Annotated in this window: 27 protein-coding genes; 17 read left to right on the top strand and 10 right to left on the bottom strand. The window is 56.0% G+C overall.

The window, feature by feature from the left end; translation table 11 throughout:
- Positions 1 to 179: 179 nt before the first annotated feature.
- Positions 180 to 764, top strand: coding sequence for a nucleotidyltransferase family protein (locus tag AAZT04_RS16045; RefSeq protein WP_128865427.1), 585 nt, complete (start codon positions 180 to 182; stop codon positions 762 to 764).
- Positions 765 to 771: 7 nt separating this feature from the next.
- Positions 772 to 1,818 carry an XdhC family protein gene (locus AAZT04_RS16040; protein ID WP_020828591.1) on the top strand — a complete coding sequence of 349 codons (1,047 nt, stop codon included), beginning with the start codon at positions 772 to 774 and terminating at the stop codon, positions 1,816 to 1,818.
- Here the strand turns inward: AAZT04_RS16040 and AAZT04_RS16035 are convergent.
- Positions 1,742 to 2,608: a helix-turn-helix domain-containing protein gene (locus AAZT04_RS16035; RefSeq protein WP_020828592.1), complete on the bottom strand. Its 867-nt coding sequence runs from the start codon at positions 2,606 to 2,608 to the stop codon at positions 1,742 to 1,744. The genes AAZT04_RS16040 and AAZT04_RS16035 overlap by 77 nt on opposite strands.
- Before the next feature lie 169 nt (positions 2,609 to 2,777).
- Complete coding sequence (gene fumA / locus AAZT04_RS16030; RefSeq protein ID WP_020828593.1) at positions 2,778 to 4,424, bottom strand: class I fumarate hydratase FumA; 1,647 nt, start codon at positions 4,422 to 4,424, stop codon at positions 2,778 to 2,780.
- A gap of 362 nt (positions 4,425 to 4,786) precedes the next feature.
- On the opposite strand from fumA, the gene AAZT04_RS16025 reads away from it, so the two are divergent.
- The 6 genes from AAZT04_RS16025 to ruvX all read left to right on the top strand — a co-directional run bounded on the left by AAZT04_RS16025 (position 4,787) and on the right by ruvX (position 9,166).
- Positions 4,787 to 5,299 (top strand): SprT family zinc-dependent metalloprotease, encoded by a 513-nt coding sequence (locus tag AAZT04_RS16025; protein ID WP_116691756.1) that lies wholly within the window; start codon positions 4,787 to 4,789, stop codon positions 5,297 to 5,299.
- A 151-nt stretch (positions 5,300 to 5,450) separates the two neighbouring features.
- On the top strand, positions 5,451 to 6,146 hold the full coding sequence (endA, locus tag AAZT04_RS16020; protein WP_434680929.1) for a deoxyribonuclease I: 696 nt from the start codon (positions 5,451 to 5,453) through the stop codon (positions 6,144 to 6,146).
- Between the two features lie 186 nt (positions 6,147 to 6,332).
- Entirely contained in the window at positions 6,333 to 7,064 is a 732-nt protein-coding gene (gene rsmE / locus AAZT04_RS16015; protein ID WP_020828596.1) for a 16S rRNA (uracil(1498)-N(3))-methyltransferase, read from the top strand.
- 10 nt (positions 7,065 to 7,074) lie between these two features.
- Positions 7,075 to 8,025 (top strand): glutathione synthase, encoded by a 951-nt coding sequence (gshB, locus tag AAZT04_RS16010; protein WP_020828597.1) that lies wholly within the window; start codon positions 7,075 to 7,077, stop codon positions 8,023 to 8,025.
- A gap of 155 nt (positions 8,026 to 8,180) precedes the next feature.
- The gene (locus tag AAZT04_RS16005) at positions 8,181 to 8,744 is read left to right on the top strand and encodes a YqgE/AlgH family protein (protein WP_041414955.1); all 564 of its coding nucleotides are present in this window, start codon (positions 8,181 to 8,183) and stop codon (positions 8,742 to 8,744) included.
- Positions 8,744 to 9,166 (top strand): Holliday junction resolvase RuvX, encoded by a 423-nt coding sequence (ruvX, locus tag AAZT04_RS16000; RefSeq protein ID WP_020828599.1) that lies wholly within the window; start codon positions 8,744 to 8,746, stop codon positions 9,164 to 9,166. The genes AAZT04_RS16005 and ruvX overlap by 1 nt, the downstream gene beginning before the upstream one ends.
- Here the strand turns inward: ruvX and AAZT04_RS15995 are convergent.
- Positions 9,163 to 10,185: a type IV pilus twitching motility protein PilT gene (locus AAZT04_RS15995; protein ID WP_401527282.1), complete on the bottom strand. Its 1,023-nt coding sequence runs from the start codon at positions 10,183 to 10,185 to the stop codon at positions 9,163 to 9,165. The genes ruvX and AAZT04_RS15995 overlap by 4 nt on opposite strands.
- Positions 10,186 to 10,205: 20 nt before the next feature.
- Here AAZT04_RS15995 and AAZT04_RS15990 point away from each other — a divergent pair, with 20 nt between their 5' ends.
- Genes AAZT04_RS15990 through hemW form a run of 6 tightly spaced genes read left to right on the top strand, consistent with a single transcriptional unit; the run spans position 10,206 to position 14,371 of the window.
- Positions 10,206 to 10,913: a YggS family pyridoxal phosphate-dependent enzyme gene (locus tag AAZT04_RS15990; protein ID WP_020828601.1), complete on the top strand. Its 708-nt coding sequence runs from the start codon at positions 10,206 to 10,208 to the stop codon at positions 10,911 to 10,913.
- 20 nt (positions 10,914 to 10,933) lie between these two features.
- Entirely contained in the window at positions 10,934 to 11,755 is an 822-nt protein-coding gene (proC, locus tag AAZT04_RS15985; protein ID WP_020828602.1) for a pyrroline-5-carboxylate reductase, read from the top strand.
- A gap of 31 nt (positions 11,756 to 11,786) precedes the next feature.
- Positions 11,787 to 12,341: a YggT family protein gene (locus AAZT04_RS15980; RefSeq protein ID WP_044553435.1), complete on the top strand. Its 555-nt coding sequence runs from the start codon at positions 11,787 to 11,789 to the stop codon at positions 12,339 to 12,341.
- The gene (yggU, locus tag AAZT04_RS15975; protein ID WP_020828604.1) at positions 12,338 to 12,628 is read left to right on the top strand and encodes a DUF167 family protein YggU; all 291 of its coding nucleotides are present in this window, start codon (positions 12,338 to 12,340) and stop codon (positions 12,626 to 12,628) included. Before AAZT04_RS15980 ends, yggU begins: the two co-directional genes overlap by 4 nt.
- 17 nt (positions 12,629 to 12,645) lie before the next feature.
- Positions 12,646 to 13,239: an XTP/dITP diphosphatase gene (locus AAZT04_RS15970; RefSeq protein ID WP_046372640.1), complete on the top strand. Its 594-nt coding sequence runs from the start codon at positions 12,646 to 12,648 to the stop codon at positions 13,237 to 13,239.
- The gene (hemW, locus tag AAZT04_RS15965) at positions 13,232 to 14,371 is read left to right on the top strand and encodes a radical SAM family heme chaperone HemW (protein WP_046372639.1); all 1,140 of its coding nucleotides are present in this window, start codon (positions 13,232 to 13,234) and stop codon (positions 14,369 to 14,371) included. The genes AAZT04_RS15970 and hemW overlap by 8 nt, the downstream gene beginning before the upstream one ends.
- A gap of 36 nt (positions 14,372 to 14,407) precedes the next feature.
- Here hemW and AAZT04_RS15960 read toward each other — a convergent pair whose 3' ends face one another.
- The 6 genes from AAZT04_RS15960 to trmB all read right to left on the bottom strand — a co-directional run bounded on the left by AAZT04_RS15960 (position 14,408) and on the right by trmB (position 17,780).
- A complete protein-coding gene (locus AAZT04_RS15960) occupies positions 14,408 to 14,656 on the bottom strand; it encodes a DUF2442 domain-containing protein (protein WP_115058032.1) in 249 nt (82 codons plus the stop codon).
- Complete coding sequence (locus tag AAZT04_RS15955) at positions 14,640 to 14,882, bottom strand: DUF4160 domain-containing protein (RefSeq protein ID WP_020828608.1); 243 nt, start codon at positions 14,880 to 14,882, stop codon at positions 14,640 to 14,642. Before AAZT04_RS15955 ends, AAZT04_RS15960 begins: the two co-directional genes overlap by 17 nt.
- 86 nt (positions 14,883 to 14,968) lie before the next feature.
- Positions 14,969 to 15,685, bottom strand: coding sequence for a DUF2884 domain-containing protein (locus tag AAZT04_RS15950; protein WP_020828609.1), 717 nt, complete (start codon positions 15,683 to 15,685; stop codon positions 14,969 to 14,971).
- A 30-nt stretch (positions 15,686 to 15,715) separates the two neighbouring features.
- Positions 15,716 to 16,639 (bottom strand): glutaminase B, encoded by a 924-nt coding sequence (gene glsB / locus AAZT04_RS15945; RefSeq protein ID WP_041415685.1) that lies wholly within the window; start codon positions 16,637 to 16,639, stop codon positions 15,716 to 15,718.
- A gap of 95 nt (positions 16,640 to 16,734) precedes the next feature.
- A complete protein-coding gene (locus tag AAZT04_RS15940) occupies positions 16,735 to 17,061 on the bottom strand; it encodes a YggL family protein (protein WP_020828611.1) in 327 nt (108 codons plus the stop codon).
- On the bottom strand, positions 17,061 to 17,780 hold the full coding sequence (gene trmB, locus AAZT04_RS15935) for a tRNA (guanosine(46)-N7)-methyltransferase TrmB (protein WP_020828612.1): 720 nt from the start codon (positions 17,778 to 17,780) through the stop codon (positions 17,061 to 17,063). The genes AAZT04_RS15940 and trmB overlap by 1 nt, the downstream gene beginning before the upstream one ends.
- 177 nt (positions 17,781 to 17,957) lie before the next feature.
- On the opposite strand from trmB, the gene mutY reads away from it, so the two are divergent.
- From mutY to mltC, 3 genes are all read left to right on the top strand, one after another.
- Positions 17,958 to 19,025 (top strand): A/G-specific adenine glycosylase, encoded by a 1,068-nt coding sequence (mutY, locus tag AAZT04_RS15930; RefSeq protein WP_434680921.1) that lies wholly within the window; start codon positions 17,958 to 17,960, stop codon positions 19,023 to 19,025.
- Between the two features lie 153 nt (positions 19,026 to 19,178).
- Positions 19,179 to 19,451, top strand: a complete 273-nt coding sequence (locus tag AAZT04_RS15925; protein ID WP_020828614.1) for an oxidative damage protection protein — start codon at positions 19,179 to 19,181, stop codon at positions 19,449 to 19,451.
- 54 nt (positions 19,452 to 19,505) lie between these two features.
- On the top strand, positions 19,506 to 20,582 hold the full coding sequence (mltC, locus tag AAZT04_RS15920) for a membrane-bound lytic murein transglycosylase MltC (protein WP_020828615.1): 1,077 nt from the start codon (positions 19,506 to 19,508) through the stop codon (positions 20,580 to 20,582).
- Positions 20,583 to 20,634: 52 nt separating this feature from the next.
- On the opposite strand, the gene speF is transcribed toward mltC, so the two are convergent.
- Positions 20,635 to 22,797 carry an ornithine decarboxylase SpeF gene (gene speF, locus AAZT04_RS15915; protein WP_020828616.1) on the bottom strand — a complete coding sequence of 721 codons (2,163 nt, stop codon included), beginning with the start codon at positions 22,795 to 22,797 and terminating at the stop codon, positions 20,635 to 20,637.
- Positions 22,798 to 23,315: the final 518 nt, after the last annotated feature.

Below are 23,315 nucleotides of genomic sequence, written 5' to 3'. Positions count from 1 at the left end.
AGTTTTGTGTTCAGCGGTGGTGTTGCGCAAACGCTGACGACCTTGCCGTAGACGTCATAAGCATATGCTTATAACCAAAATTATGTGATGATTAACATGCGATTTTCAATAAAAACACATCTCAACAACACATATTTTTAGTAAGGTAATTAGAAGTTGCGCAAATTCGGGCGGATAAGATGACAACAGGCATAGTGATCGCCGCTGCCGGACGTGGAGAACGCTTCTCTCAAGCCGGTGGCGCAGGCAATAAATTAAATGCCGAGTTTGCGGATGCCACAGGCCGCCAACGCTCGCTGTTTGAACAGACGCTGCGTCAAGCGTTGGCTTCCGGCCTGCCCCTATGGGTGGTCACCCGGCCAGACAACCGCCAGGTTCAACAGATTTGCGCCGCCTATCAGGTTCCGGTCACGCTGCTGGCCAGCGTCGGCCTTGGCGATTCCATTGCCGCCGGCGTTAACGCCACGCCGCACTGGCAAGGCTGGTTGGTTCATTTGGCGGATATGCCGTTCGTTACCCCGGCGGTTTTCCAGCAGGTAGCCAGCGCGTTGCAGCACCACGCCATTGTCCGTCCCCGTTTTGAACAACAGCCGGGTCACCCGGTTGGGTTTTCCGCTCTATTGCGCAAACAACTGAGCCAATTACGTGGCGATAATGGTGCACGCGATCTGCTTAAAGAGCAGGCGGTACACTGGCTTAATCTTGATCAACCCACTGTCGTGCAGGATATAGATCTTCCGTCGCAGCTACCGGTCAGCGAGTAACTCATCTATGCAACATCTCGATATCACCGTGGTCAGCCAGGCGATAAACTGGCTGAAACAACAACCGGTGTGGCTGTGCACCGTGCTGAGCACTTACGGCTCCTCACCGCGATCGCCGGGGGCGCTGTTGGCCGCCACGCAGGACGGGCATTATTGCGGCTCGCTGTCCGGAGGATGCGTGGAAGAAGACTTTCTGCGGCGCCTGGCGGCCGGGGAGTATCAGGCTGCCAGCCAGGTCATTCGTTACGGTGAGGGCGGTCTGGAGCCCAACGTGGCGCTGCCCTGCGGCGGCGTGCTGGAGGTGCTGATTGAGTATTTACCGGCGGGCGACGAGAGCATCGATTACCTGACAACCCTCGCCGGCGCGTTAAACGGACACCATGCGCTGGTCAAACGCCTCACTTTGCCGGATGCCTGCGGCAGCCTGACGTTGACCGATTTCGCCAGTGCGACCCAGGTGGAACGCCGCGGCCCGCAAATTACCCTGCATATTGCCGCAGCCCCGCGTTTGCTGATCGCCGGTCTTTCCAGCGTGGCATTGTACTGCGCCGATTTCGCCAGTTCGCTGGGGTTTGAAGTGTTGGTGTGCGAGAACCGTCCGGAGGCGCTGGAAAATTTCGCCCCGCAGCTGAGATCCAACGTGACGCTACTGCGTCAGTTTCCTGCCAAGTTTATTGAAGACGGCGGCTGTCACGCCAATACCGCGATTGTCGCGCTGACGCACGATCCCCGCATGGACGATCTGACGCTAATGGAAGCTATCCATACCCCGGCGTTTTATATCGGCGCCATGGGATCGTTGCGCAACAGCGCGCGTCGTCGCCAACGCCTGCAGCAGATTGCCGAATTCAGCCCACAAGAGCTGGAGCGAATTCATGCCCCGATTGGCTTACCGCTCGGCAGCAAGACCCCGGCTGAAATCGCGCTGGCGGTGATGGCAGATATCGTGCAGCAAAAGAACCGCTCTGCCACCCCGCTCAGTCAAGGGGAGTCACCGGCACCAGGTGTTGGAGCTCAAGATGCAGCTCCTCCCGCTCATTTAGCGAATAGTTGAACATCGTCAGGTCAGGCCCTTCCCGGCGAGCCAGGCCAAGTTGCGGCAAGACCTGAGTGTACATCTGCACAATATGATCGTTCAGGGCCACCGGCTTGCCGGCATAGCAAAAACGACAAAAATCACCGGAGATATCCGGCAGCGCTTCAAGCCCGGCACCGTCACTGACCGGGCAGTCTGCCGCAACACCCAGGGTATAATCCACCCGCACTCGTTCCCCATCCGGCACAAACTGGGCCAGCGAATAGGTCAATGCCGGGCGCTCACCCAGCAGAGCATAGAACGTCTCTTTGATTTTGCTGCGGATGGGAAGGTGCGACTTATCCAGATCGGTAATGTCCAGATGGTAAGGGTAACTCTTCCCTCGGATAGCATACTGCCCCTTGGCGACCTTGACGCGATCGACCTTGATATCCCCCGGCTGATTCACCGACAGCGAGCGAACCAGATGGCTGAAGTCCTGTTTACGCGCATGGCGATAAACACTGGGAGATTCGGCAAAGTGCTTTTTGAAGCAGCGAGAAAAGGTTTGTTGGTTATCGAATTGATATTCAATAGAAATATCAAGAATGCTTTTTTGCGTATAACGCAAGGCGAAAGCGGCGAGGTACAAGCGGCGCGCGCGAATATAGGAAGCCAGCGACAAACTGGTCTGCTTTTTGAACATTCGCTGCAGATACCATTTCGAGTAGCCTGATTTGGCAGAAACGATATCCAATGACAAGGGATTGGTTAGGTTGTCTTCAATCCAGACCAGCAATTCCCTGATATGACTTTCCTGCGTTTCCATGAGTTTGCCGAACCTTCTGTTCCAAATATGCCTTTATGCGCGTATTAGTGCTTTGCGCGTAGGGTATACAGGTTAAAACATCGCGTCCAGCGGGCTACAGTAATTTACACAGGGGTTGATAAAACCTGAAATTTGCCGCCCCACTGCGGGCGGCAAATCCTTTCGGCGGTTACTTCACGCAGCGAGAACACTGGCCAGACTGGATCTTCTGGAAGAAGTCATTGCCTTTATCATCCACCAGAATAAACGCCGGGAAATCTTCCACTTCGATTTTCCAGATCGCTTCCATACCCAGTTCCGGGTATTCGACGCAGGTCAGGCTCTTGATGCTCTGCTGCGCCAGTACCGCCGCCGGGCCACCGATGCTGCCGAGGTAGAAGCCGCCGTGCTTGTGGCAGGCGTCGGTCACCTGCTGGCTGCGGTTACCTTTCGCCAGCATGATCATGCTGCCGCCATGAGACTGCAGCAGGTCGACGTAAGAATCCATGCGCCCGGCAGTGGTTGGCCCCAGTGAACCGGAAGCGTAGCCGTCCGGCGTTTTGGCCGGGCCTGCGTAATAAATCGGATGATCCTTAACGTATTGCGGCAGACCTTCCCCTCTGTCCAGGCGCTCTTTCAGCTTGGCATGTGCAATGTCGCGACCCACGATGATGGTACCGCTCAAGGACAGGCGGGTGGATACCGGGTATTGCGACAGCTGCTTGAGGATCTCGGCCATCGGGCGGTTAAGGTCAATCTTGATTGCCTCGCCCTCACCGGCCTGACGCAGCTCCTGCGGGATGAATTTGCCAGGATTATGCTCCAGCTTCTCTAGCCAGATGCCGTCACGGTTGATCTTGCCTTTAATGTTACGGTCAGCGGAGCAGGAAACCCCCATTCCGACCGGGCAGGATGCGCCATGGCGCGGCAGACGCACCACGCGAACGTCATGCGCAAAGTATTTACCGCCAAACTGCGCGCCCAATCCCAGGTTCTGCGCTTCTTTCAGCAACTCTTCTTCCAGCGCCACGTCGCGGAATGCCTGACCGTGCTCATTGCCTTCGGTCGGCAGACCGTCATAGTACTTGGTCGAGGCCAGTTTTACGGTTTTCAGGGTTGCTTCCGCCGAGGTGCCGCCGATAACGAACGCCACGTGGTACGGCGGGCAAGCCGCGGTGCCCAGCGTACGCATTTTCTCGACCAGATAATCCTTCAGCTTGCCCGGAGACAGCAGCGCTTTGGTTTCCTGATAAAGGTAGGTTTTGTTGGCAGAACCGCCGCCTTTAGCAATACACAGGAATTTGTATTCTTCGCCGTCGACGCTGTAGAGGTCGATCTGCGCCGGCAGGTTGCTGCCGGTGTTGACCTCTTTATACATATCCAGCGCGGCGTTTTGCGAATAGCGCAGGTTGTCTTCGATAAAGGTGTTGTACACCCCGCGTGACAACGCTTCTTCGTCGCCGCCACCGGTCCAGACGCGCTGGCCCTTTTTACCGACGATAATGGCGGTACCGGTGTCCTGACAGGTCGGCAAAATACCTTTAGCGGCGATTTCTGAGTTACGCAAAAATTGCAGCGCAACGTATTTGTCGTTTTCGCTGGCGTCCGGATCCTTGAGAATATCGGCAACCTGCTGCTGGTGCGCCGGGCGCAGCATAAATGAGGCGTCATGAAACGCGTGCTGGGCAAGGAGGGTTAACGCTTCAGGGGCTACTTTCAGAACTTCCTGGCCTTCAAATTCGCTCACGGAAACGTGATCGCGGCTTAACAGATAGTATTCGGTATCGTCTTTCTTCAGCGGGAACGGATCTTGATAATGGAACGGTTTATTCGACATTGATCTCTCACTTGCAACATCAGCTGCGTTAAATTCACACTTACTCAGCCAGCTCGGGGCAGGCCGCGTCAAAAAACTTCCCACACCTTACGTATTTTTAATCAGTCGGTTATTGCGCTAAATCGCATAATAACCCCTGCGTTAGAAAGGTATTTTCTCGGGATGCTTTTCAATCTTTTCTGTGAGCGCTGCGGGTACAGACTCAGCATGTACGGTTTATTATCCCGCAGTTAACACATTGATTACAATCCATCAGCGTCGATCGGGTTATCAATGCAATGAAAAACCGGCCCGGCAGGCGGGATGAGAATTAGTTTTTCGTCTTATTGCCAGCCGTCGCGCCATTGCTTAAGCTAGCCGCAATGAACAAAGTAAGAATCCCCATAGCGCTGCAACAGGCGGTGATGCGCTGCCTGCGTGAAAAACTGCTGCTGGCGCGTCAGCATTTTTCCGTCGAGTTTCCGGAACCCAAAGTCGTTTACCAGCAACGCGGAACCAGTGCGGGCACCGCCTGGCTGCAAGCCTGGGAAATTCGGCTGAATCCGGTTTTGCTGATGGAAAACCAACAGCCGTTTATCGACGAAGTGGTGCCGCACGAACTGGCGCACCTGTTAGTCTTCCGCCAGTTTGGCCGCGTGGCCCCACATGGACGCGAATGGCGCTGGATGATGGAAAGCGTGTTGCAGGTACCGGCCAGCCGCACCCACCAGTTTGAAATTGCCTCGGTGCAAAGCAAAACCTTCCCCTACCACTGTCGTTGCCAACAACATCAGCTCACCGTACGTCGGCATAATCGGGTGCTTCGCGGAGAAAGCGAATACCGCTGCCGTCAGTGCGGCGAAAAATTGAAATTTATCGCCGGTGAGCCTGTTTAAGCGAAAAATCCAACCTCTGCTCCCTACGTCCCAAGTTACAGCCAGACTCCGGCGCTGGCTTGAAAAGCCACGGGGTTAACGCCCGTCGTTTGCCACTGCCGTTGACTTCCGCTACCCTGCCTGCCTTTCCAATTTTGAGCAGTTTTGGAATATGCTTAGCAAAATTTTGTTTACGGTTATTTTCACCACCGGCGCCGCACAGGCGCACGGCATCAATAATTTTTATCAGGCCAAGGCAGCAGCGGCCAAAATCAACCAGGACGCGCCCGGTTCTTTCTACTGCGGCTGCGAGATCACCTGGCAGGGCAAGAAAGGCATCCCAGATTTAAACAGTTGTGGCTATCAACCACGCAAAAACGCCCAACGCGCACAGCGTATCGAATGGGAACATGTGGTACCGGCCTGGCAGTTCGGCCACCAATTGCAGTGCTGGCAACAGGGTGGCCGCAAAAACTGCACCAAAGACGCGAGCTATCGCCAAATCGAAACTGACCTGCACAACCTGCAGCCGGCGATTGGCGAAGTGAACGGCGATCGCAATAATTTCATGTACAGCCAATGGAAAGGCGGCGAAGGTCAGTATGGCCAGTGCCCAATGAAAGTGGACTTTAAAAATAAGCAGGCCGAACCGCCCGCACGCGCTCGCGGTGCGATCGCCCGCACCTATTTTTATATGCGCGATCGCTATCAACTGCGGCTTTCCCGCCAACAGACCCAGCTTTTCGAGGTGTGGAACCGTCAGTATCCGGTCAACCAGTGGGAATGCCTGCGGGAGGCACGCATCGCTAAGGTACAGGGCAACCATAACCTCTATATTCAACAGGCTTGCCAGCAACGAAAGGGCTAAATCCCCTTCGTACTTAAAACTGCAGCGGTGTTGACTGCGTGAGCGCCCCCGAATCACTTACTTAAGTAAGCTCATCGGGATGCACTCACTTGCCGCCTTGCTGCAGCTTCAATTACTTTGGGTATATACTCTTTTTTTTCAAGCTGCAGCACTGATGACTGCATATTAGTCAGGATCGAATATTCAATGCGTATACCCCGTATTTATCACCCGCAGCCGTTAATCGACCATGCAGAAATCGCACTGAGCGAAGACGCCGCCAACCACATCGGGCGTGTACTGCGAATGAGCGCCGGCCAGGCACTGCAGCTCTTCGACGGCAGCAACCAGGTATTTGACGCCGAGATCACCCAGGTCGACAAAAAAAACGTGCTGGTGCGGCTAGCCGCCGGCCAACCGGAAGACCGTGAATCGCCACTCAATCTGCATCTGGGCCAGGTGATTTCTCGCGGTGAGAAGATGGAATTCACCATTCAGAAATCCATCGAGCTCGGGGTCAATGTCATTACTCCGCTGTTTTCCGAGCGCTGCGGTGTGAAGTTGGACGGCGAGCGTCTGGCGAAAAAAATCCAGCAATGGCAGAAGATCGCCATCGCCGCCTGCGAACAATGTGGCCGCAACCGTATTCCGGAAATTCGCGAGGCGATGAAACTGGAAGACTGGTGCGCCGAGCAAGATGGCAGCCTGAAACTCAACCTGCACCCACGCGCCAACCACAGTATCAATACCCTGCCGCTGCCGGTGGAACATGTCCGCCTGCTGATTGGGCCGGAAGGCGGTTTATCCGCCGACGAAATTGCGATGACCACAGGCCACGGATTTACTGATATCCTGCTTGGGCCACGCGTTCTGCGTACAGAAACCACAGCGCTCACCGCAATTACCGCTTTGCAGGTACGTTTCGGCGATCTGGGTTAAAGGAGAAAAGATGATTAAGCTCGGCATCGTGATGGACCCTATCGCCTCCATCAACATCAAAAAAGACACCAGCTTCGCCATGCTGCTCGAAGCGCAGCGCCGTGGCTGGGAACTGCACTACATGGAGATGGACGATCTCTATCTGCACGCCGGTGACGGCCGCGCCCGCACTCGCCTGCTGAGCGTGAAGGAAGATAAAGAGAGCTGGTTCAGCTTTGGCAGCGAGCAGGATCTGGCGCTGCATGATCTGGACGTGATCCTGATGCGTAAAGATCCCCCTTTCGATACTGAATACATCTACGCGACCTATATTCTGGAACGCGCAGAGGTCAAAGGCACGCTGGTAGTTAACAAGCCGCAGAGCCTGCGTGACTGCAACGAAAAGCTGTTTACCGCCTGGTTCCCGGAACTGACGCCGGACACCCTGGTCAGCCGCAGCGCGGCGCACATCCGCAAATTCCACCAGCAGCACGGCGACATTATTCTCAAACCGCTGGACGGCATGGGCGGCGCGTCTATCTTCCGCGTGAAGCAGGACGACCCTAACCTGTCGGTGATTATCGAAACCCTGACCGAGCACGGTAGCCGTTTCTGCATGGCGCAGAACTTCTTGCCGGCAATCAAGGAGGGCGATAAGCGCATTCTGGTGGTTGACGGTGAGCCAGTACCTTACTGCCTGGCGCGCATCCCGGCGCAGGGCGAGACCCGTGGCAACCTGGCGGCCGGCGGCCGTGGTGAAGCGCGTCCACTGAGCGAAAGCGACTGGAAAATTGCGCGTGCGGTAGCCCCGACGCTGAAAGAAAAAGGGCTGATCTTTGTGGGCCTGGACGTGATTGGCGATCGCCTGACTGAAATCAACGTCACCAGCCCGACCTGCGCGCGTGAAATAGAAGCGGCCTTCCCGGTTTCCATCACCGGTATGCTTATGGATGCAATCGAGAAGCGTCTGGCAGCGAAGTAATCGAAATGCGGGTGACTTGCGTCGCCCGCCTTCCCGACCTCCCTGAATGACGCTGTCAGCCCGCGTCAACCGAGTCGCGGCTTGAAAGGCGATGGGGATAGCCGCATACTGGCGGCTGTTTAACTTCTCACCAATCAAATACCTTAAATAACACCATGAATTTACAACACCATTTTCTTATCGCTATGCCATCACTTCAGGATCCTCGCTTCAAACGCTCGGTGATTTATGTCTGCGAGCACAATGAAGACGGCGCCATGGGCCTGGTGATCAATAAACCGGTGGAACAGTTCACGGTGGAAACAGTGCTGAGCAAACTGAAGATCATGCCACAGGCGCGCGATCCGGCCATCAGTCTGGATAAACCGGTGTTTGCCGGCGGCCCGCTGGCTGACGATCGCGGTTTTATCCTGCATACGCCGTGCAAAGGCTTCGGCTCCAGTATCCAGATCTCGCCGGATACCATGATCACCACCTCGAAAGACGTACTGGAAACCTTGGGCACGCCGGAACAGCCGGAGGACGTACTGGTCGCGCTCGGCTATGCCGGCTGGGAAAAAGGCCAACTCGAACAGGAAGTGTTGGAAAACGCCTGGCTGACCATCGAAGCCGACACCGACATTCTGTTCCATACGCCGATCGCCAGCCGCTGGCGCGAGGCCGCCAATCGCCTTGGCATTGATATCCGCAGCATTGCCAACCACGCAGGACACGCCTGATGACCAACCGCACCATTATCGCCTTCGACTTCGGCACCAAAAGCATCGGCGCGGCCATTGGCCAGGAGCTAACCGGCAGCGCCCGTGCGCTGGCGGCTTTCAAAGCGCAGGACGGTTCACCGGACTGGCAGAAGATCGAGAAGTTGCTGAAAGAGTGGCAACCGGATCTGGTGGTAGTCGGTTTGCCGCTGAACATGGACGGCACCGAACAGCCGGTCACCGAGCAAGCGCGCAAGTTCGCCAACCGCCTGCACGGCCGCTTTGGCGTGCAGATCGCGCTGCATGATGAGCGTCTCAGTACCGTCGAAGCCCGCGCCAACCTGTTTGATCGCGGCGGCTTCCGCGCCCTGGACAAGGGCAGCGTGGATTCCGCCTCGGCGGTGGTAATCCTGGAAAGCTGGTTTGAACGGCAATTGGGTTAATCCCTTGGCAAAGTCCCCTCCGCGCCGCCCAGTAATCCCGCACAGATCCGCTGTTGCAGACCTTGCTCAAAGGTCTGCATGCCGGACTGCCCACCGGTTTGCAGCACGCTGGCAAGCTGATGGGTTTTGCTCTCGCGGATCATGCTGCTGACCGCCGCCGTCGCCGTCAGCACCTCAAAAATCGCCACCCTGCCGCCCCCGGGCCGACTCAACAGTTTCTGTGCAATCACCGCCTGCAGGCTACCGGCCAACTGTGCACGCACATAGGGCTTTTCTTCCGCCGGGAAAACATCCACCAGCCGATCGACCGCCTGCGTCGCGCTACGGGTATGCAGCGTCGCCAGTACCAGATGGCCGGTTTCCGCAGCGGTAAGCGCCAGCCTGATGGTTGTGGTGTCACGCAGCTCCCCCAGCAAGATGACGTCTGGATCTTCACGCAGGGCAGCACGTAATGCGTCGTCAAAGCTGTGGCTGTCGCGGCCCAATTCGCGCTGCTGAATTAAAGAGTGTCGACTGCGGTGAATAAATTCGATCGGATCCTCCAGCGTAAGGATATGCCGCCGCTGGTGCTGATTGATGTCGTCAATCATTGCCGCCAAGGTGGTGGATTTACCGCTGCCGGTCGCGCCGGTCACCAAAATCAGGCCATCTTCCCTGCGCACCAGGGCCGGAATGATGTCTGGTGCTGCCAACGCCGCCAGCGTCGGGCACTCGCCGGCAATCAGCCTCAAGGCAAGCGAAACCCCGAGGCTTTGCAGAAAGAAATTGGCGCGCAGCCGAATATCGCCCGCAAGCGTCAGCGCCAGATCAAGCTGCCCCTGCTGTTGCAATTGCTGCCGTTGCTGGGGTTGCAGCAGCGCGTTGCACAAGCGATGCATCTTGGTCTCGGTCAGTTTTTCCGCACCTGCCAGCGGCTGTAATTCGCCATCGATGCGCAACATCGGCTGATGCCCCGTACAAAGGTGCAGATCGGAAGCATTATGCTTTACACTAAGGGCCACGAATTCACCGATATCCATATCAATCTCCTGGGTCAATGATGAGCACTATCCAACAGAATCTGCAGGATGTCAGAAACCGCATTGCCGCGGCCGCTCAAGGCTGCGCTCGCGCTCCAGAAGAAGTGACGCTGCTTGCAGTGAGTAAAACCAAACCTGTGGCGGCGATCGCAGAAGCTATCGCGGCAGGCCAGCGAACCTTCGGGGAAAACTATGTACAGGAAGGCGTGGATAAGGTTCAGCATTTTGCCGCGCTGCCGGAAGGAGCAACGCTGGATTGGCACTTTATCGGCCCTTTGCAATCCAATAAGAGCCGGCTGGTGGCAGAGCACTTTGCCTGGTGCCATACCGTCGATCGGCTGCGTATCGCCCAGCGGTTAAGCGACCAGCGCCCGGCAGACATGCCGCCGCTTAACGTTCTGATCCAAATAAATATCAGCGATGAACAGAGTAAATCTGGCATTGTACTGGCTGAACTGCCGGCGCTGGCAGAAGCGGTTGTCGCCTTGCCGAACGTTCGTTTACGCGGGCTGATGGCGATTCCGGCTCCGCAAGAAGACTACCAGAGCCAATTGGCGGTATTCCGCCAGATGCACGACGCCTTCCTGGCGCTGCAACAGCATTATCCACAGGTGGACACGCTGTCGATGGGCATGACCGATGACATGACGGCGGCCATTGCCGCAGGCAGCACTCTGGTTCGTATCGGTACCGCCATTTTTGGCGCGCGAGATTATTCGCAGTCCTGACACACTGACGAGGAATTTTAATGCAACACCGTAAGATTACCTTCATTGGCGCCGGCAACATGGCCCGCGCAATCATCGCCGGCCTGGTGGCGGGCGGTTACCCGGCCAAATCCATCAGCGTCTGCGCGCCTTCGGCTAAAAACCGCGATGCGCTGGCTGCCGACTACGGCATCGTTAGCAGCGGCGATAACCTTGCCTGCGCACGCGAGGCCGACGTCATCGTACTGGCGGTGAAGCCACAGATGATGGCAGATGTCTGCCAGCCGTTGCGCGATCAGATCGATTTCAGCGGCAAACTGGTGCTGTCGATCGCCGCAGGCATTCAGGTCAGCCGTTTTTACCAGCTGCTGGCCGACAATCTGAATATCGTACGCATTATGCCAAACACGCCATCGCTGGTGGGTAAAGGCATGAGTGGCCTGTATGCGCCGCAGCAGGTCAGCCAACAGGATCGTGACTACACCAGTGATTTGATGGCGTCAGTTGGCAAGGTATGTTGGGTGGATGACGAAAACGGCATCAACAGCGTGATCGCCGCTGCGGGCAGTGCCCCGGCCTATTTCTTCCTGTTTATGGAAGCCATGCAGCAGGAAGCCGAACGTATGGGCTTCGACAGCCAGACGGCCCGTGCGCTGGTGCAACAAGCGGCTTCCGGCGCCGCTGCGCTGGTGGAAGCCAACCCGGAGACGCCGTTGTCGACCTTGCGTGAGCAGGTAACGTCCAAAGGCGGCACCACCGCCGAGGCGCTGCGGGTATTCAACGAGCAACAACTGCCGGCAACCGTGGCCAAAGCCATGCAGGCAGCAGTTTCCCGTGCGCAGGAAATGGAAAAATCATTTTAAATAATCGAGAGTTAAGGAGAAGGACGACTTCATGCTAACGCTGACTTTTTTGGTCAAAACCGTTATTGATCTTTACGTCATGGTACTGCTGCTGCGCATCTGGATGCAGTGGACACGCGCTGACTTTTACAACCCATTCGCGCAGTTTATCGTGAAGATCACCCAGCCGGTGATTGGCCCGCTGCGCCGTATTATCCCGTCAATGGGACCTATTGACAGCGCATCCCTGCTGTTGGCTTTCCTGCTGATGACCATCAAGTACCCGCTGTTGCTGCTCATTCAGGGCGGCGCGATGTCACTCAGCCCGTATAACCTGCTGTTTGGCTTGATCTCTCTGGTGAAGTCGGCCGGTTATCTGATCTTCTGGGTGATGATTATCCGCGCGCTGATGAGCTGGATAAGTCAGGGCCGCAGCCCGATTGATCAGTTGATGTATCAACTGACCGAACCTTTGATGGCGCCAATCCGCCGTATTCTTCCGGCAATGGGCGGCATTGATTTTTCAGCGATGGTAGTGATCCTGATCCTGTATCTGATCAACTACCTGGGTATGGATCTGTTCGGTGAGATCTGGTTCCTGCTGTGAGTGCAGTCACCCCCGTGCTGGACGGGCTGGCAATCAGGCTATATATTCAGCCGAAAGCCAGCCGCGACCAGATTGTCGGTTTGCATGGCGACGAACTTAAAGTCGCCATTACCGCCCCGCCGGTAGACGGCCAGGCCAACGCTCATCTGATCAAGTTTCTTGCCAAGCAGTTCAAAGTGGCGAAAAGCAACGTCACCATAGAGAAAGGCGAGCTGGGGCGGCATAAACAGTTACGCATCGTTAATCCGCAACAGATCCCCGCCGTGGTCGCGGCGCTAATCGAATAAATTTCAAGGTAGTCATCATGCAAAAAGTCGTTCTTGCCACCGGTAACCCGGGTAAAGTGCGCGAACTCGCCGACCTGTTGGCCGATTTCGGGCTGAATGTGGTCGCACAAACCGAATTGGGCGTGGAGTCCGCCGAGGAAACCGGCCTGACGTTTATCGAAAATGCCATTCTGAAAGCCCGCCATGCGGCGCAAATCACCGGTCTGCCGGCGATCGCCGACGACTCGGGTCTGGCGGTTGATGCACTGGGCGGCGCGCCAGGCATCTATTCTGCACGTTACGCGGGTGTAGACGCCTCTGACCAGCAAAACCTCGACAAGCTGCTGGTTGCGCTGAAAGACGTGCCCAAGGGCAGCCGTGGCGCACAGTTCCACTGCGTGCTGGTGTATATGCGCCACGCGGAAGATCCGACGCCGCTGGTGTTCCACGGCAGCTGGGCCGGTGAAATCACCGATGCCGCCGCCGGTGAAGGCGGTTTTGGCTATGATCCTATCTTCTACGTTCCGGAGCTGGGCCGCACCGCTGCCGAGCTGAGCCGTGACGAAAAGCGCGCCGTATCACACCGAGGTAAAGCCCTGAAGCTGATGCTGGAAGCGATGCGCAATGCTTAAGTTGCCCCCGCTGAGTTTGTACATTCACATTCCGTGGTGCGTGCAGAAATGCCCGTACTGCGACTTCAACTCGCATGCGTTGAAGGGCGAAGTGCCGCATCAGGAATACGTCGATCACCTGCTGGCGGATCTGGATGCCGATCTGCCGCTGGTCAGTGGTCGCGAAATCAGCACCATTTTTATCGGCGGCGGCACCCCCAGCCTGTTGAGTGCCGAAGCGATGCAATCGCTGCTGGACGGCGTGCGGGCACGCATTCCGGTGATTGACGGCGCCGAGATCACCATGGAGGCCAACCCGGGTACCGTAGAAGCCGATCGCTTCAGCGGCTATCAGCGCGCCGGTGTGAACCGCATTTCTATCGGCGTGCAGAGCTTCAGCGCCGAGAAATTGACTCGTCTGGGTCGCATTCACGGTCCGGAAGAGGCCAAACGCGCAGCACACCTGGCTACCGGCCTGGGTTTGCGCAGTTTTAACCTGGATCTGATGCACGGCCTGCCGGACCAGTCGCTGGAAGAGGCGCTGGACGATCTGCGCCAGGCCATTGCCCTCAATCCACCGCATCTGTCGTGGTATCAACTGACTATCGAGCCCAATACGCTTTTCAGTTCACGCCCGCCGGTGCTACCGGACGACGACGCGCTGTGGGACATTTTCGAGCGGGGCCATGAATTGCTGAGCGCCGCCGGCTATCAGCAGTATGAAACTTCGGCCTACGCCAAACCGGGCTATCAGTGCCAACATAACCTCAACTACTGGCGCTTTGGCGACTATCTGGGGATTGGCTGCGGCGCGCACGGCAAGTTAACCTTCAGCGACGGCCGCATTCTGCGTACCGCGAAAACCAAGCATCCGCGTGGTTTTATGCAGGGCAAGTATATGGACAAGCAGCATGAGGTGACGGCGGCTGACCGGCCGTTCGAATTCTTTATGAACCGCTTCCGCCTGCTGGAAGCCGCACCGCGTGCTGAATTCGTCAACTATACCGGGCTGGATGAAAGCGCGATCCGTGCAGCGCTGGACGAAGCGCTGGCGAAAGGTTATCTGGTAGAAACGCCGGAGTATTGGCAGATCACCGAGAAAGGCAAACTGTTCCTTAATTCGCTACTGGAGTTGTTCCTGGCGGATGAATGAAAAAAAGCGCTGAGTTTTCAGCGCTTTTTTTAAACGTCAGGCAGCATGGTGGGGACGATGAGTAATATCCCCTCTACCCTTTAGCAAGCCTTCAACAGAAATATCTTCATCCAACGCATCCCAATGGATCCCACGGGCACTCAGCTCATAGCGGGCGCGCTCTTGGTCCGTTGCATTCAGCAATCGAGGAAACCAGGCGAGTGGCACGCCGATAATTCTGGCATCGTTCAACTCAACCCACATCGTTGTCTCATCGAAGTTTACGTTTTTAGCTGAAATACTCATCCCAGGCCTCCAAAAATAACCCCTTATGGACTCCAACAACTTCGGTTAATTCTTTTAATACTCTGGCATTAAACCCATCATTGCGGGCTACCCGCACCTCTGGTATCAGCCAAAACTTGGCTTCTGCCACGGCATCTCTGACATGAATATGAGCCGGTTCCAACGGCTCTCCTTCATTCGAATAAAAAAAGAATTTATAACCTTTATAACGGAATATCACTGGCATCAATGCAAAATCCTTTTAGCCATTGATTATAGTTTAGCCAGTCTGTCAGATGTTAGTTAGAAGGTCAAAACCGACCACCAGCCAGATTACTTCAATGCATTAAGCAAATCTTTGCGCTGGGTTTCCAGACCGGTAACGCGGTTGCACACGTCGTGGCCGAAGTTCTGGAAATCCTGCTCCTGGTTATTCCATTCGTTCTGAATCGCCTTCTGCAGGCCGCCCAGATTGCCCATGATCGCCTGCAGCGGGTTGCCGCCGCTATTAGCTGCCTGCTTGACGCCCATCTCATTCAGGCTGTCCTGCAATACGCCGCCCATGCTCTGCTGGACGATATTGCGGCCATCCTGCTCAACCTGATCAATCGCCTTGTGATGGAAGGTCAGGCCGTCGCTGCGGTGCTCAATGATACGGTTCATCTGTTGCTTAAGCTGACCGTTCAACGTGGTCAGGCGGTTACGCACGTTGCTGTCGCTGCCCAACTCTTTGACGATCACCTTGTCCAACGCCACCCGCGCTTTTTCCAGATGTTGCTGAGCGCCGTTGTCGATCCACGGCAACTCTTTGCGCAATGCGCTCTGGTAACTGAAGGCCTTCTGGCGCTGGCTGTCTGTCAGGCTCAACGCCTGGCCATTGCGGGTTACATCGCCATCCGGTGAAATCTGCAGATTGCCGCTGGCCCCGGTCACCTGTACGTTCTGCGGGCTGATAATCACGTCATCCTGGGGTTTAACGCTGCACTGATACTCGGCATGGGCCTGTGAAGCAGTCAACAGCAGTAAGGCTAACCCGGTTTTCTTTAACATATATTCTCCTGACGCCCTTCCGTGGTGGGGCTAAAAAATCGAACGGCTAATCCGTTGAGACAACAGTTCCAGCGCCGCAGTTCCCGCCAATGAGTTACCGGAAGCATCCAGTTCCGGCGACCAGACGGCGATCGACAGCTCGTCGGGGACGATAGCGACAATACCGCCACCCACGCCGGACTTGCCCGGCATGCCCACGCGATAGGCAAATTCCCCCGCGCCGTCGTACATGCCGCTGGTCATCATCAGCGCATTAATCTGGCGTGCCTGCAGGGGGCTTATCACCTCGCGTCCGCTAAGATCACGACCGTGATTGGCCAGATAAACAAAGCTGCGAGCCAGCTCCACGCAGCTCATTCGCAGCGCGCAGTAGTGGAAATAGGTTTGCAGCACGGTAAGCACGTCGTTTTCGAAATTGCCGAACGACTTCATCAGGTAGGCTATCGCCGCATTGCGATCGGAGTGTTCGAACTCGGAACGGGCCACCCGCGAATCATAGGCCAGGTCATCTTCACCGGCCAGTTGACGCACCACTTCCAGCATTCGCTGCTTGGGCGCGCTGAGCCGGGTTTGCAGCATGTCGCACACCACCAGCGCACCGGGGTTGATAAACGGATTGCGCGGTTTGCCCTGCTCCATCTCCAGCTGCAACAGCGAGTTGAACGGCAGACCGGAAGGCTCCTTGCCAACCCGGCGCCAGATCTCCGCCTCCTGGTAGCGCGTCAGCGCCAGCGTCAGGCTCAACACCTTGGAGATCGACTGAATAGAGAAACGCTCGTCGGCGTTACCGGCCTGGAACATTTCGCCGTCGACGGTGCAAACGGCGATCGCCAGACGATCGGCCGCCACTTCCGCCAGCGCCGGTATATAGTCCGCCACCTTGCCCTGGCCAATCAGCGGGCGCACCTGTTGCAGGATCTCATCCAGCAACGCGTTATCCAATGTTGTTACCACCGCGGTCACACTCCGGACAAAATAAAGGTGCCGTAAAGGCACCTTAAATCAATAGATTCAGCGCGACGCCAGGCCGCGCTTATCAGGCAGGAAAATCAGTCCCACCAGATATCGAACAGATCGCTGACCTTAACGTCGGTCAGTTTACGCGCTTCCAGCCATTTTTTGACCAGTTCGCGTTGCTCGTCAGTGCAGTGACCGATGGTCTGCAGACAGATCAAGCCTTCCCACTGCAGGTAGCCGCTACCGTCAAAGGCCATGCCGTTCGGCTCAATCACTTCGTCGATAAAAGCGTCCAGCGTGCTGTCGATATCTTCAACCGCGGTGCCTTCGGCAAAGCGCCATGCAACGGAGAAGCCCAGCTCCTGAAACTCTTCAATGTGTAACTTTTTACGTAAACGACGACTGCGGTTCTTAGCCATTATTCTTTCCTCTCAAACATCAAGTCCCAAACGCCATGTCCCAGACGCTGGCCGCGTAATTCAAATTTTGTCAGTGGGCGTGAATCCGGACGCGGCACATAATCATTATCGCTGGAAAGATTGCGATAGCCTGAGATCCCGTTCATAACCTCTAACATATGTTCTGCATAAGGCTGCCAGTCGGTGGCCATGTGGAAGACGCCGCCGACTTTCAGTTTGCGACGCACCAATTCAACAAACGGCGTCTGTACGATGCGGCGTTTGTTGTGGCGCGCTTTGTGCCACGGATCGGGGAAAAACAGCTGAACCATGTCCAGCGAGCCGTCCGGGATCATATTCTCCAGCACCTCAACCGCGTCGTGACACATTACGCGCAGGTTGCTCAGTTCCGCTTCGGTAGCGTCGGCCAGGCAGGCACCCACGCCCGGCGAATGGACTTCTATCCCCAAGAAATTCTGCTGCGGGTTATTGCCCGCCATGGTCACCAGCGAGGCGCCCATGCCAAAACCGATCTCCAGCACGGTCGGCGCGTCGCGCCCGAACAGTGCGGCGATATCGACAGGTTCAGCCTGATACTCCACGCCCATCACCGGCCAATAGTTGTCCAACGCGTGCTGTTGGCCTTTGGTCAACCGCCCCTGGCGGCGGACAAAACTGCGGATACGGCGCATCGCGCGGCCGTTCTCATCAAATTCCGGGGAGATGACGTCATTAATCATAGTGCTTTCTGTCTGTTTGGCTGCCAATTAGGGAAACGCGCATTATGCAAAGATACATTGGTTTAGCAAGTGTTCATCTAATGTACCTGCCGTGCGACGTCGGAAAGTTCCGGTTTACAGCATCATGACTCTATGCTGCAATCGCGCTTCATTTTCTGCCGGATATCGAATCAGCTTATGATGCAAGCACAGCAGTTCGCACAGGTGGTGCTTGACTGGTACCAGCGTTACGGCCGTAAGACCCTGCCGTGGCAGCTTGATAAGACCGCCTATCAAGTATGGCTCTCTGAGGTCATGTTGCAACAAACTCAGGTTGCCACCGTGATCCCTTACTTCCAGCGCTTTATGGCACGTTTTCCCAACGTGCGTGCGCTGGCTGAAGCGCCGCTGGACGAAGTGCTGCACCTGTGGACCGGCCTGGGCTACTACGCCCGTGCGCGCAATCTGCATAAGGCGGCGCAGGCTATTGTCGCACAGCACGGCGGTGAGTTCCCGACAACCTTTGAAGAAATCCACGCCCTGCCCGGTATTGGCCGTTCAACGGCAGGCGCAGTGCTGTCGCTGGCGCTCGGCCAACACTACCCAATCCTCGACGGCAACGTAAAACGCGTCCTGGCCCGCTGCTATGCCGTCGAAGGCTGGCCGGGCAAGAAAGAAGTAGAAAACCGACTGTGGGAAATCAGCGAAAACGTTACCCCGGCCAAGGGCGTTGGCCAGTTCAATCAGGCGATGATGGATCTGGGGGCGATGGTCTGCACCCGCACCAAGCCGAAATGCGAACTGTGCCCACTCAGCCTCGGCTGCATCGCCTATGCCCACCACAGTTGGGCAAAATACCCGGGTAAAAAGCCCAAGCAGACCCTGCCGGAAAAAACCGCCTACTTTTTATTGCTGCAGCACGGCGAACGCGCCTGGCTGGAGCAGCGCCCCGCCGTCGGTCTGTGGGGCGGTCTGTTCTGCTTCCCGCAGTTCAGCGAACGTGAAGAGATGGAACTCTGGTTGCAACAGCGCGGTCTGAAAAACAATCGCCGGGAGCAACTGACCGCATTTCGTCATACTTTCAGTCATTTCCATCTTGATATCGTGCCAATATGGCTGGAAATGGACGCCGTAGGCAGCAGCATGGATGAGGGCGCCGGTCTCTGGTATAACTTAGCGCAGCCGCCATCGGTCGGGCTGGCCGCACCGGTTGACCGCCTGTTGCAACAGTTGGCAAAACAGTCCCCGCGCCGACAGGGTTTATAGCCTAAATAATTCGAGTTGCAGGAAGGCGGCAACTGAGCGAGTCCCGATGAGCTTACTGAGGTAAGTGATTCGGGTGAGAAAAGGCAGCCAACACACCTGCAGCTCAAAGTATGACGGGTTTATTGGCAATAGCGCCATTGATGAGGAATTAGCATGAGCAGAACCATTTTTTGTACCTTCCTGCAGCGTGACGCCGAAGGGCAGGACTTCCAGCTTTATCCAGGGGAAGTCGGCAAACGCATCTATAACGAGATCTCGAAAGAAGCCTGGGCAGAATGGATGAAAAAACAAACCATGCTGATCAACGAGAAAAAACTGAACATGATGAACGTTGACGACCGCAAATTGCTGGAAGCGGAAATGATCAAATTCCTGTTCGAAGGGCATGACGTCCATATCGAAGGCTATACGCCACCAAGCGAATAATGCTGTTGGGGCCAGGCGCTGGCCCTTCCAATACTTCTCGTATACGGCTTTAAGATGAAGAAAATTTTAGCTTTGCTAGTGATAGCGCCCCTGCTGATATCCTGTTCCGGCAAAAAAAGCACTGAAGTCAACGAAGCCTGGGTCAAAGACACCAACGGCTTCGAAATCCTGATGGGTCAGTTCGCCCACAACATCGAGAATATCTGGGGTCTGAACGAAGTTCTGATCGCCGGGCCGAAAGATTACGTTAAATACACCGACCAGTATCAAACCCGTAGCCACATCAACTTTGATTCTGGTGCCATCACTATTGAAACCATCGCCACCACCGATCCTGCCGCTCACCTGCGCCAGGCGATTATCAGCACCTTGCTGATGGGGGACGACCCGGGTTCTATCGATCTCTATTCCGACGTCAACGATATCCAGATCAGTAAAGAGCCGTTCCTGTACGGCCAGGTACTGGATAACAAAGGTGCGCCGATCCGTTGGGAATGGCGTGCGGCGCACTTCGCCGACTATCTGTTGCAGACCAAGCTGCAAAAACGAACCTCCGGCCTGCACGTGATTTACTCGGTCACTATTCAGCTGGTGCCAAACCACCTGGACAAACGTGCCCACAAATACCTGCCGATGGTTCGCAAGGCGTCGGAGAAATACGGCGTGGAAGAGTCGCTGATCCTGGCGATCATGCAGACCGAATCGAGCTTTAACCCCTATGCGGTGAGCGGTTCAGATGCGTTGGGCCTGATGCAGGTGGTGCAGCACACTGCCGGTAAGGATGTGTTCCAGATGCGTGGGAAATGGGGCAAACCCAGCCGCAGTTACCTGTTCGACCCGGAAAACAACATCGATACCGGTACGGCTTATCTGGCCATTTTGCAGAATAACTATTTGGGAGGGATTCAAAACCCGACCTCACGCCGCTACGCGGTTATCACTGCCTATAACGGCGGCGCCGGCAGCGTGCTGCGTGTGTTCTCTAGCGACAGGACCCGTGCGGTGAGCATCATCAACGGCATGCAGCCGGGCGACGTCTATCAGACGCTGACCACCAAGCATCCGGCCGGCGAATCTCGCCGTTACCTGGTGAAGGTGAACAACGCCCAGAAGAGTTACCGCAGAAGATAATTTGCGGTGGCGTTATCAATAATAAGGGCCGGTGCAAACCGGCCCTTATTTTCTATTGCTTGATCATATAGCCGAAAATGCGTTTCCAGCCGTGATCCTTTTTCTCGATATAAACGCCCTGCAACTCCGGGGAGAAGCCCGGCAGCCGGTTGATGCCCTCTTCCAGCGCCATGAAATAACGCTGTACCGCCCCGCCCCAGACTTCGCCCGGCACTACGCATAGCACGCCCGGTGGGTAAGGCAACGCGCCCTCTGCCGCAATGCGCCCTTCGGCCTGCCCGATCGGCACCAGTTCAACGTTGTCACGGATAAACTCCACGTTGGCGTCCTGTGGGTTCATCATCACCTGCGGGAAATGACGCTGACGGAACATCTCTTTTTGCAGCTGCTTAACGTCGAAGCTGACGTATAAATCGTGCATCTCCTGGCACAGCTGGCGCAGGGTATAGCCGCGATAACGCTGCTCGTTCTTGCGATATACCGTTGGCAGCACCTGGCTCAGCGGCGCGTCCTCTTCCACGTAACGTTCGAACTGCACCAGCATATCCACCAGTTGTTGCATCTTGGCCGGGTTTTCCGCCGGCGTCAGCAGGAACAGGATCGAGTTAAGATCGCACTTCTCCGGCACGATACCGTTCTCGCGCAGGAAATTGGCCAGAATGGTGGCCGGCACGCCAAACTCGGTGTATTGGCCGGTGGCGGCATCAATACCCGGCGTGGTCAGCAGCAGTTTGCACGGATCGACCAAATACTGGTCCTGCGCATAGCCTTCAAAACCGTGCCATTTCTCATCCGGCACAAAATTGAAGAAGCGGGCGTCGTTGGCGATCAAATCGGTGTCGTAATCCTGCCAGTTCTTGCCCGCGATCTGCAGGGGGACAAACGGCCTGAGCTGCGAACAGCGTTCCAGCAGTTGCTTGCGCGTCTCGATGCCAAGCTTCACGCAGTCCATCCACATACGGCGACCGGCGGCCCCGGCATGCATCTTGGCGTTGACGTCCAGCGCCGCAAACAGCGGATAGAACGGGCTGGTAGAGGCGTGCAGCATGAAAGCGTTGTTCAGGTGCTTGTGGTTGCAGTGACGCTTCTGGCCCTTGATATGGTCGTCTTTCTTGTGGATCTGCGAGGTTTGCGAGAAGCCGGCCTGCTGTTTGTGTACCGACTGGGTAACAAAGATGCCCGGGTCAAGCTCGTCCAGCTCCAACAGCAGCGGTGAACACTCTTTCAGCATCGGGATAAACCCTTCGTAACCCACCCAGGCTGAGTCAAACAGGATGTAGTCGCACAGGTGGCCGATGGTGTCGATCACCTGACGCGCATTATAAATAGTGCCGTCGTAGGTGCCGAGCTGAATGATTGCCAGGCGGAAAGGACGCGCTGCCTCGGCTTTCTCCGGCGCTACCTGACGAATTTGTTCGCGCAGATAACGCTCGTCAAAGCAGCGGGAATCGATACCGCCGATAAAGCCAAACGGGTTGCGCGCGGTTTCCAGATACACCGGCGTCGCTCCGGCCTGGATCAACGCACCATGATGGTTAGACTTATGGTTGTTACGGTCGAACAGCACCAGATCGCCACGGGTCAGCAGCGCGTTGGTTACCACCTTGTTGGCGGCCGAGGTGCCGTTGAGCACAAAATAGGTTTTATCAGCGTTGAACACCCGTGCCGCATGCTTTTGGGCGTCCTTGGCCGAGCCTTCGTGGATCAGCAAATCGCCCAATTTGACGTCGGCGTTGCACATGTCGGAACGAAAAAGCGTTTCACCGTAAAACTCGAAAAACTTGCGGCCCGCCGGATGCTTGCGGAAAAACTCCCCGCCCTGATGCCCCGGACAGGCAAAGGTCGAGTTCTCCATTTCCACATAGGTTTTCAAGGTTTTGAAAAACGGCGGCAGCAGCGCCTGCTCGTAAGCATCCGCCGCGGCTTCCAACTGCGCCATATAAAACGCCTTACTGGCACCGTCCAGCGCGAAAACACCGCTGATAAACGGCAGGTAGTCCGGCGAGAGATGCTCATCTCCGGCCACCGCCACAAAGGTCGGGATCTCGAACCCGGTGGCTTTAAGCTGTGCCAGGATGCCGGCGTTGACGTCATCAACCGACACGACCAATGCCGCAACGTCGGTATAATCCGTCTGCTCGACGCGGACAATCTGGCGCAGCGTTTCAATGGCGGCGACCAGGCTGGCGCTGGTGGCTATCTTCAATTCTTTCATAGTGCTAACTCTCAAACGGTTAAGGATGAGGCTGTGCCACAAGGCACGGTGATGAGATAACAAAGGTTATCCCGGCAACTTGATGTCCGGGGTGGCAGCATAGAGCGCATGCGTGACCGGCTGACTCTCTTAAGATTATCAGGCCACTATCGGGAACTGGTATCGGCAGCGTCCGATAGACATCAGTAAAATCAGAGCCACAGCTCTATTTTTAATAATGCCTAACAGCGAGCATGAAGTTGCCTTACCGCATGCTGGGCTGGGCGTTTATGGAGGACGACGTTCGGGAAAGATCGCGGCGGAGTAGCGGCATCATCAGATGTCTGGTGCGCAGTAGCGCTTGAGTAGCCATACCAGTCATGCCTGCAACCCTCTGACTTAAATGAGCGGAAACGCCGTTAGGGGACGTAGAGTGCTAAAATTTGCGCAATGATTGCATGTTTTTTTATGAGGTTCAAGTAACTATTATGTCGATTAATTACATAATAATTTAAGCATAACCCATTGTTATAAAACAT

This window comes from Serratia sp. Je.1.23.a, assembly GCF_051129805.1.
In the GTDB taxonomy this organism is placed as follows: domain Bacteria; phylum Pseudomonadota; class Gammaproteobacteria; order Enterobacterales; family Enterobacteriaceae; genus Serratia; species Serratia liquefaciens.
Note: the sequence above shows the minus strand (reverse complement) of the source record. Positions and strands in the feature narration are given on the sequence as shown.

Excerpts from the sequence above, each read along its gene's own strand:
- AAZT04_RS15990 (WP_020828601.1), top strand. The coding sequence starts at position 10,206 with ATGAGCACTATCCAACAGAATCTGCAGGATGTCAGAAACCGCATTGCC.
- speF (WP_020828616.1), bottom strand. The coding sequence starts at position 22,797 with ATGAAAGAATTGAAGATAGCCACCAGCGCCAGCCTGGTCGCCGCCATT.
- AAZT04_RS15950 (WP_020828609.1), bottom strand. The coding sequence starts at position 15,685 with ATGTTAAAGAAAACCGGGTTAGCCTTACTGCTGTTGACTGCTTCACAG.
- AAZT04_RS16040 (WP_020828591.1), top strand. The coding sequence starts at position 772 with ATGCAACATCTCGATATCACCGTGGTCAGCCAGGCGATAAACTGGCTG.
- AAZT04_RS16035 (WP_020828592.1), bottom strand. The coding sequence starts at position 2,608 with ATGGAAACGCAGGAAAGTCATATCAGGGAATTGCTGGTCTGGATTGAA.
- mutY (WP_434680921.1), top strand. The coding sequence starts at position 17,958 with ATGATGCAAGCACAGCAGTTCGCACAGGTGGTGCTTGACTGGTACCAG.
- fumA (WP_020828593.1), bottom strand. The coding sequence starts at position 4,424 with ATGTCGAATAAACCGTTCCATTATCAAGATCCGTTCCCGCTGAAGAAA.
- AAZT04_RS15955 (WP_020828608.1), bottom strand. The coding sequence starts at position 14,882 with ATGCCAGTGATATTCCGTTATAAAGGTTATAAATTCTTTTTTTATTCG.
- hemW (WP_046372639.1), top strand. The coding sequence starts at position 13,232 with ATGCTTAAGTTGCCCCCGCTGAGTTTGTACATTCACATTCCGTGGTGC.
- gshB (WP_020828597.1), top strand. The coding sequence starts at position 7,075 with ATGATTAAGCTCGGCATCGTGATGGACCCTATCGCCTCCATCAACATC.
- AAZT04_RS15995 (WP_401527282.1), bottom strand. The coding sequence starts at position 10,185 with ATGGATATCGGTGAATTCGTGGCCCTTAGTGTAAAGCATAATGCTTCC.
- trmB (WP_020828612.1), bottom strand. The coding sequence starts at position 17,780 with ATGATTAATGACGTCATCTCCCCGGAATTTGATGAGAACGGCCGCGCG.
- AAZT04_RS15960 (WP_115058032.1), bottom strand. The coding sequence starts at position 14,656 with ATGAGTATTTCAGCTAAAAACGTAAACTTCGATGAGACAACGATGTGG.
- ruvX (WP_020828599.1), top strand. The coding sequence starts at position 8,744 with ATGACCAACCGCACCATTATCGCCTTCGACTTCGGCACCAAAAGCATC.
- endA (WP_434680929.1), top strand. The coding sequence starts at position 5,451 with ATGCTTAGCAAAATTTTGTTTACGGTTATTTTCACCACCGGCGCCGCA.
- mltC (WP_020828615.1), top strand. The coding sequence starts at position 19,506 with ATGAAGAAAATTTTAGCTTTGCTAGTGATAGCGCCCCTGCTGATATCC.
- AAZT04_RS15925 (WP_020828614.1), top strand. The coding sequence starts at position 19,179 with ATGAGCAGAACCATTTTTTGTACCTTCCTGCAGCGTGACGCCGAAGGG.
- rsmE (WP_020828596.1), top strand. The coding sequence starts at position 6,333 with ATGCGTATACCCCGTATTTATCACCCGCAGCCGTTAATCGACCATGCA.
- AAZT04_RS15940 (WP_020828611.1), bottom strand. The coding sequence starts at position 17,061 with ATGGCTAAGAACCGCAGTCGTCGTTTACGTAAAAAGTTACACATTGAA.
- AAZT04_RS15980 (WP_044553435.1), top strand. The coding sequence starts at position 11,787 with ATGCTAACGCTGACTTTTTTGGTCAAAACCGTTATTGATCTTTACGTC.
- AAZT04_RS16025 (WP_116691756.1), top strand. The coding sequence starts at position 4,787 with ATGAACAAAGTAAGAATCCCCATAGCGCTGCAACAGGCGGTGATGCGC.
- AAZT04_RS16005 (WP_041414955.1), top strand. The coding sequence starts at position 8,181 with ATGAATTTACAACACCATTTTCTTATCGCTATGCCATCACTTCAGGAT.
- AAZT04_RS15970 (WP_046372640.1), top strand. The coding sequence starts at position 12,646 with ATGCAAAAAGTCGTTCTTGCCACCGGTAACCCGGGTAAAGTGCGCGAA.
- AAZT04_RS16045 (WP_128865427.1), top strand. The coding sequence starts at position 180 with ATGACAACAGGCATAGTGATCGCCGCTGCCGGACGTGGAGAACGCTTC.
- proC (WP_020828602.1), top strand. The coding sequence starts at position 10,934 with ATGCAACACCGTAAGATTACCTTCATTGGCGCCGGCAACATGGCCCGC.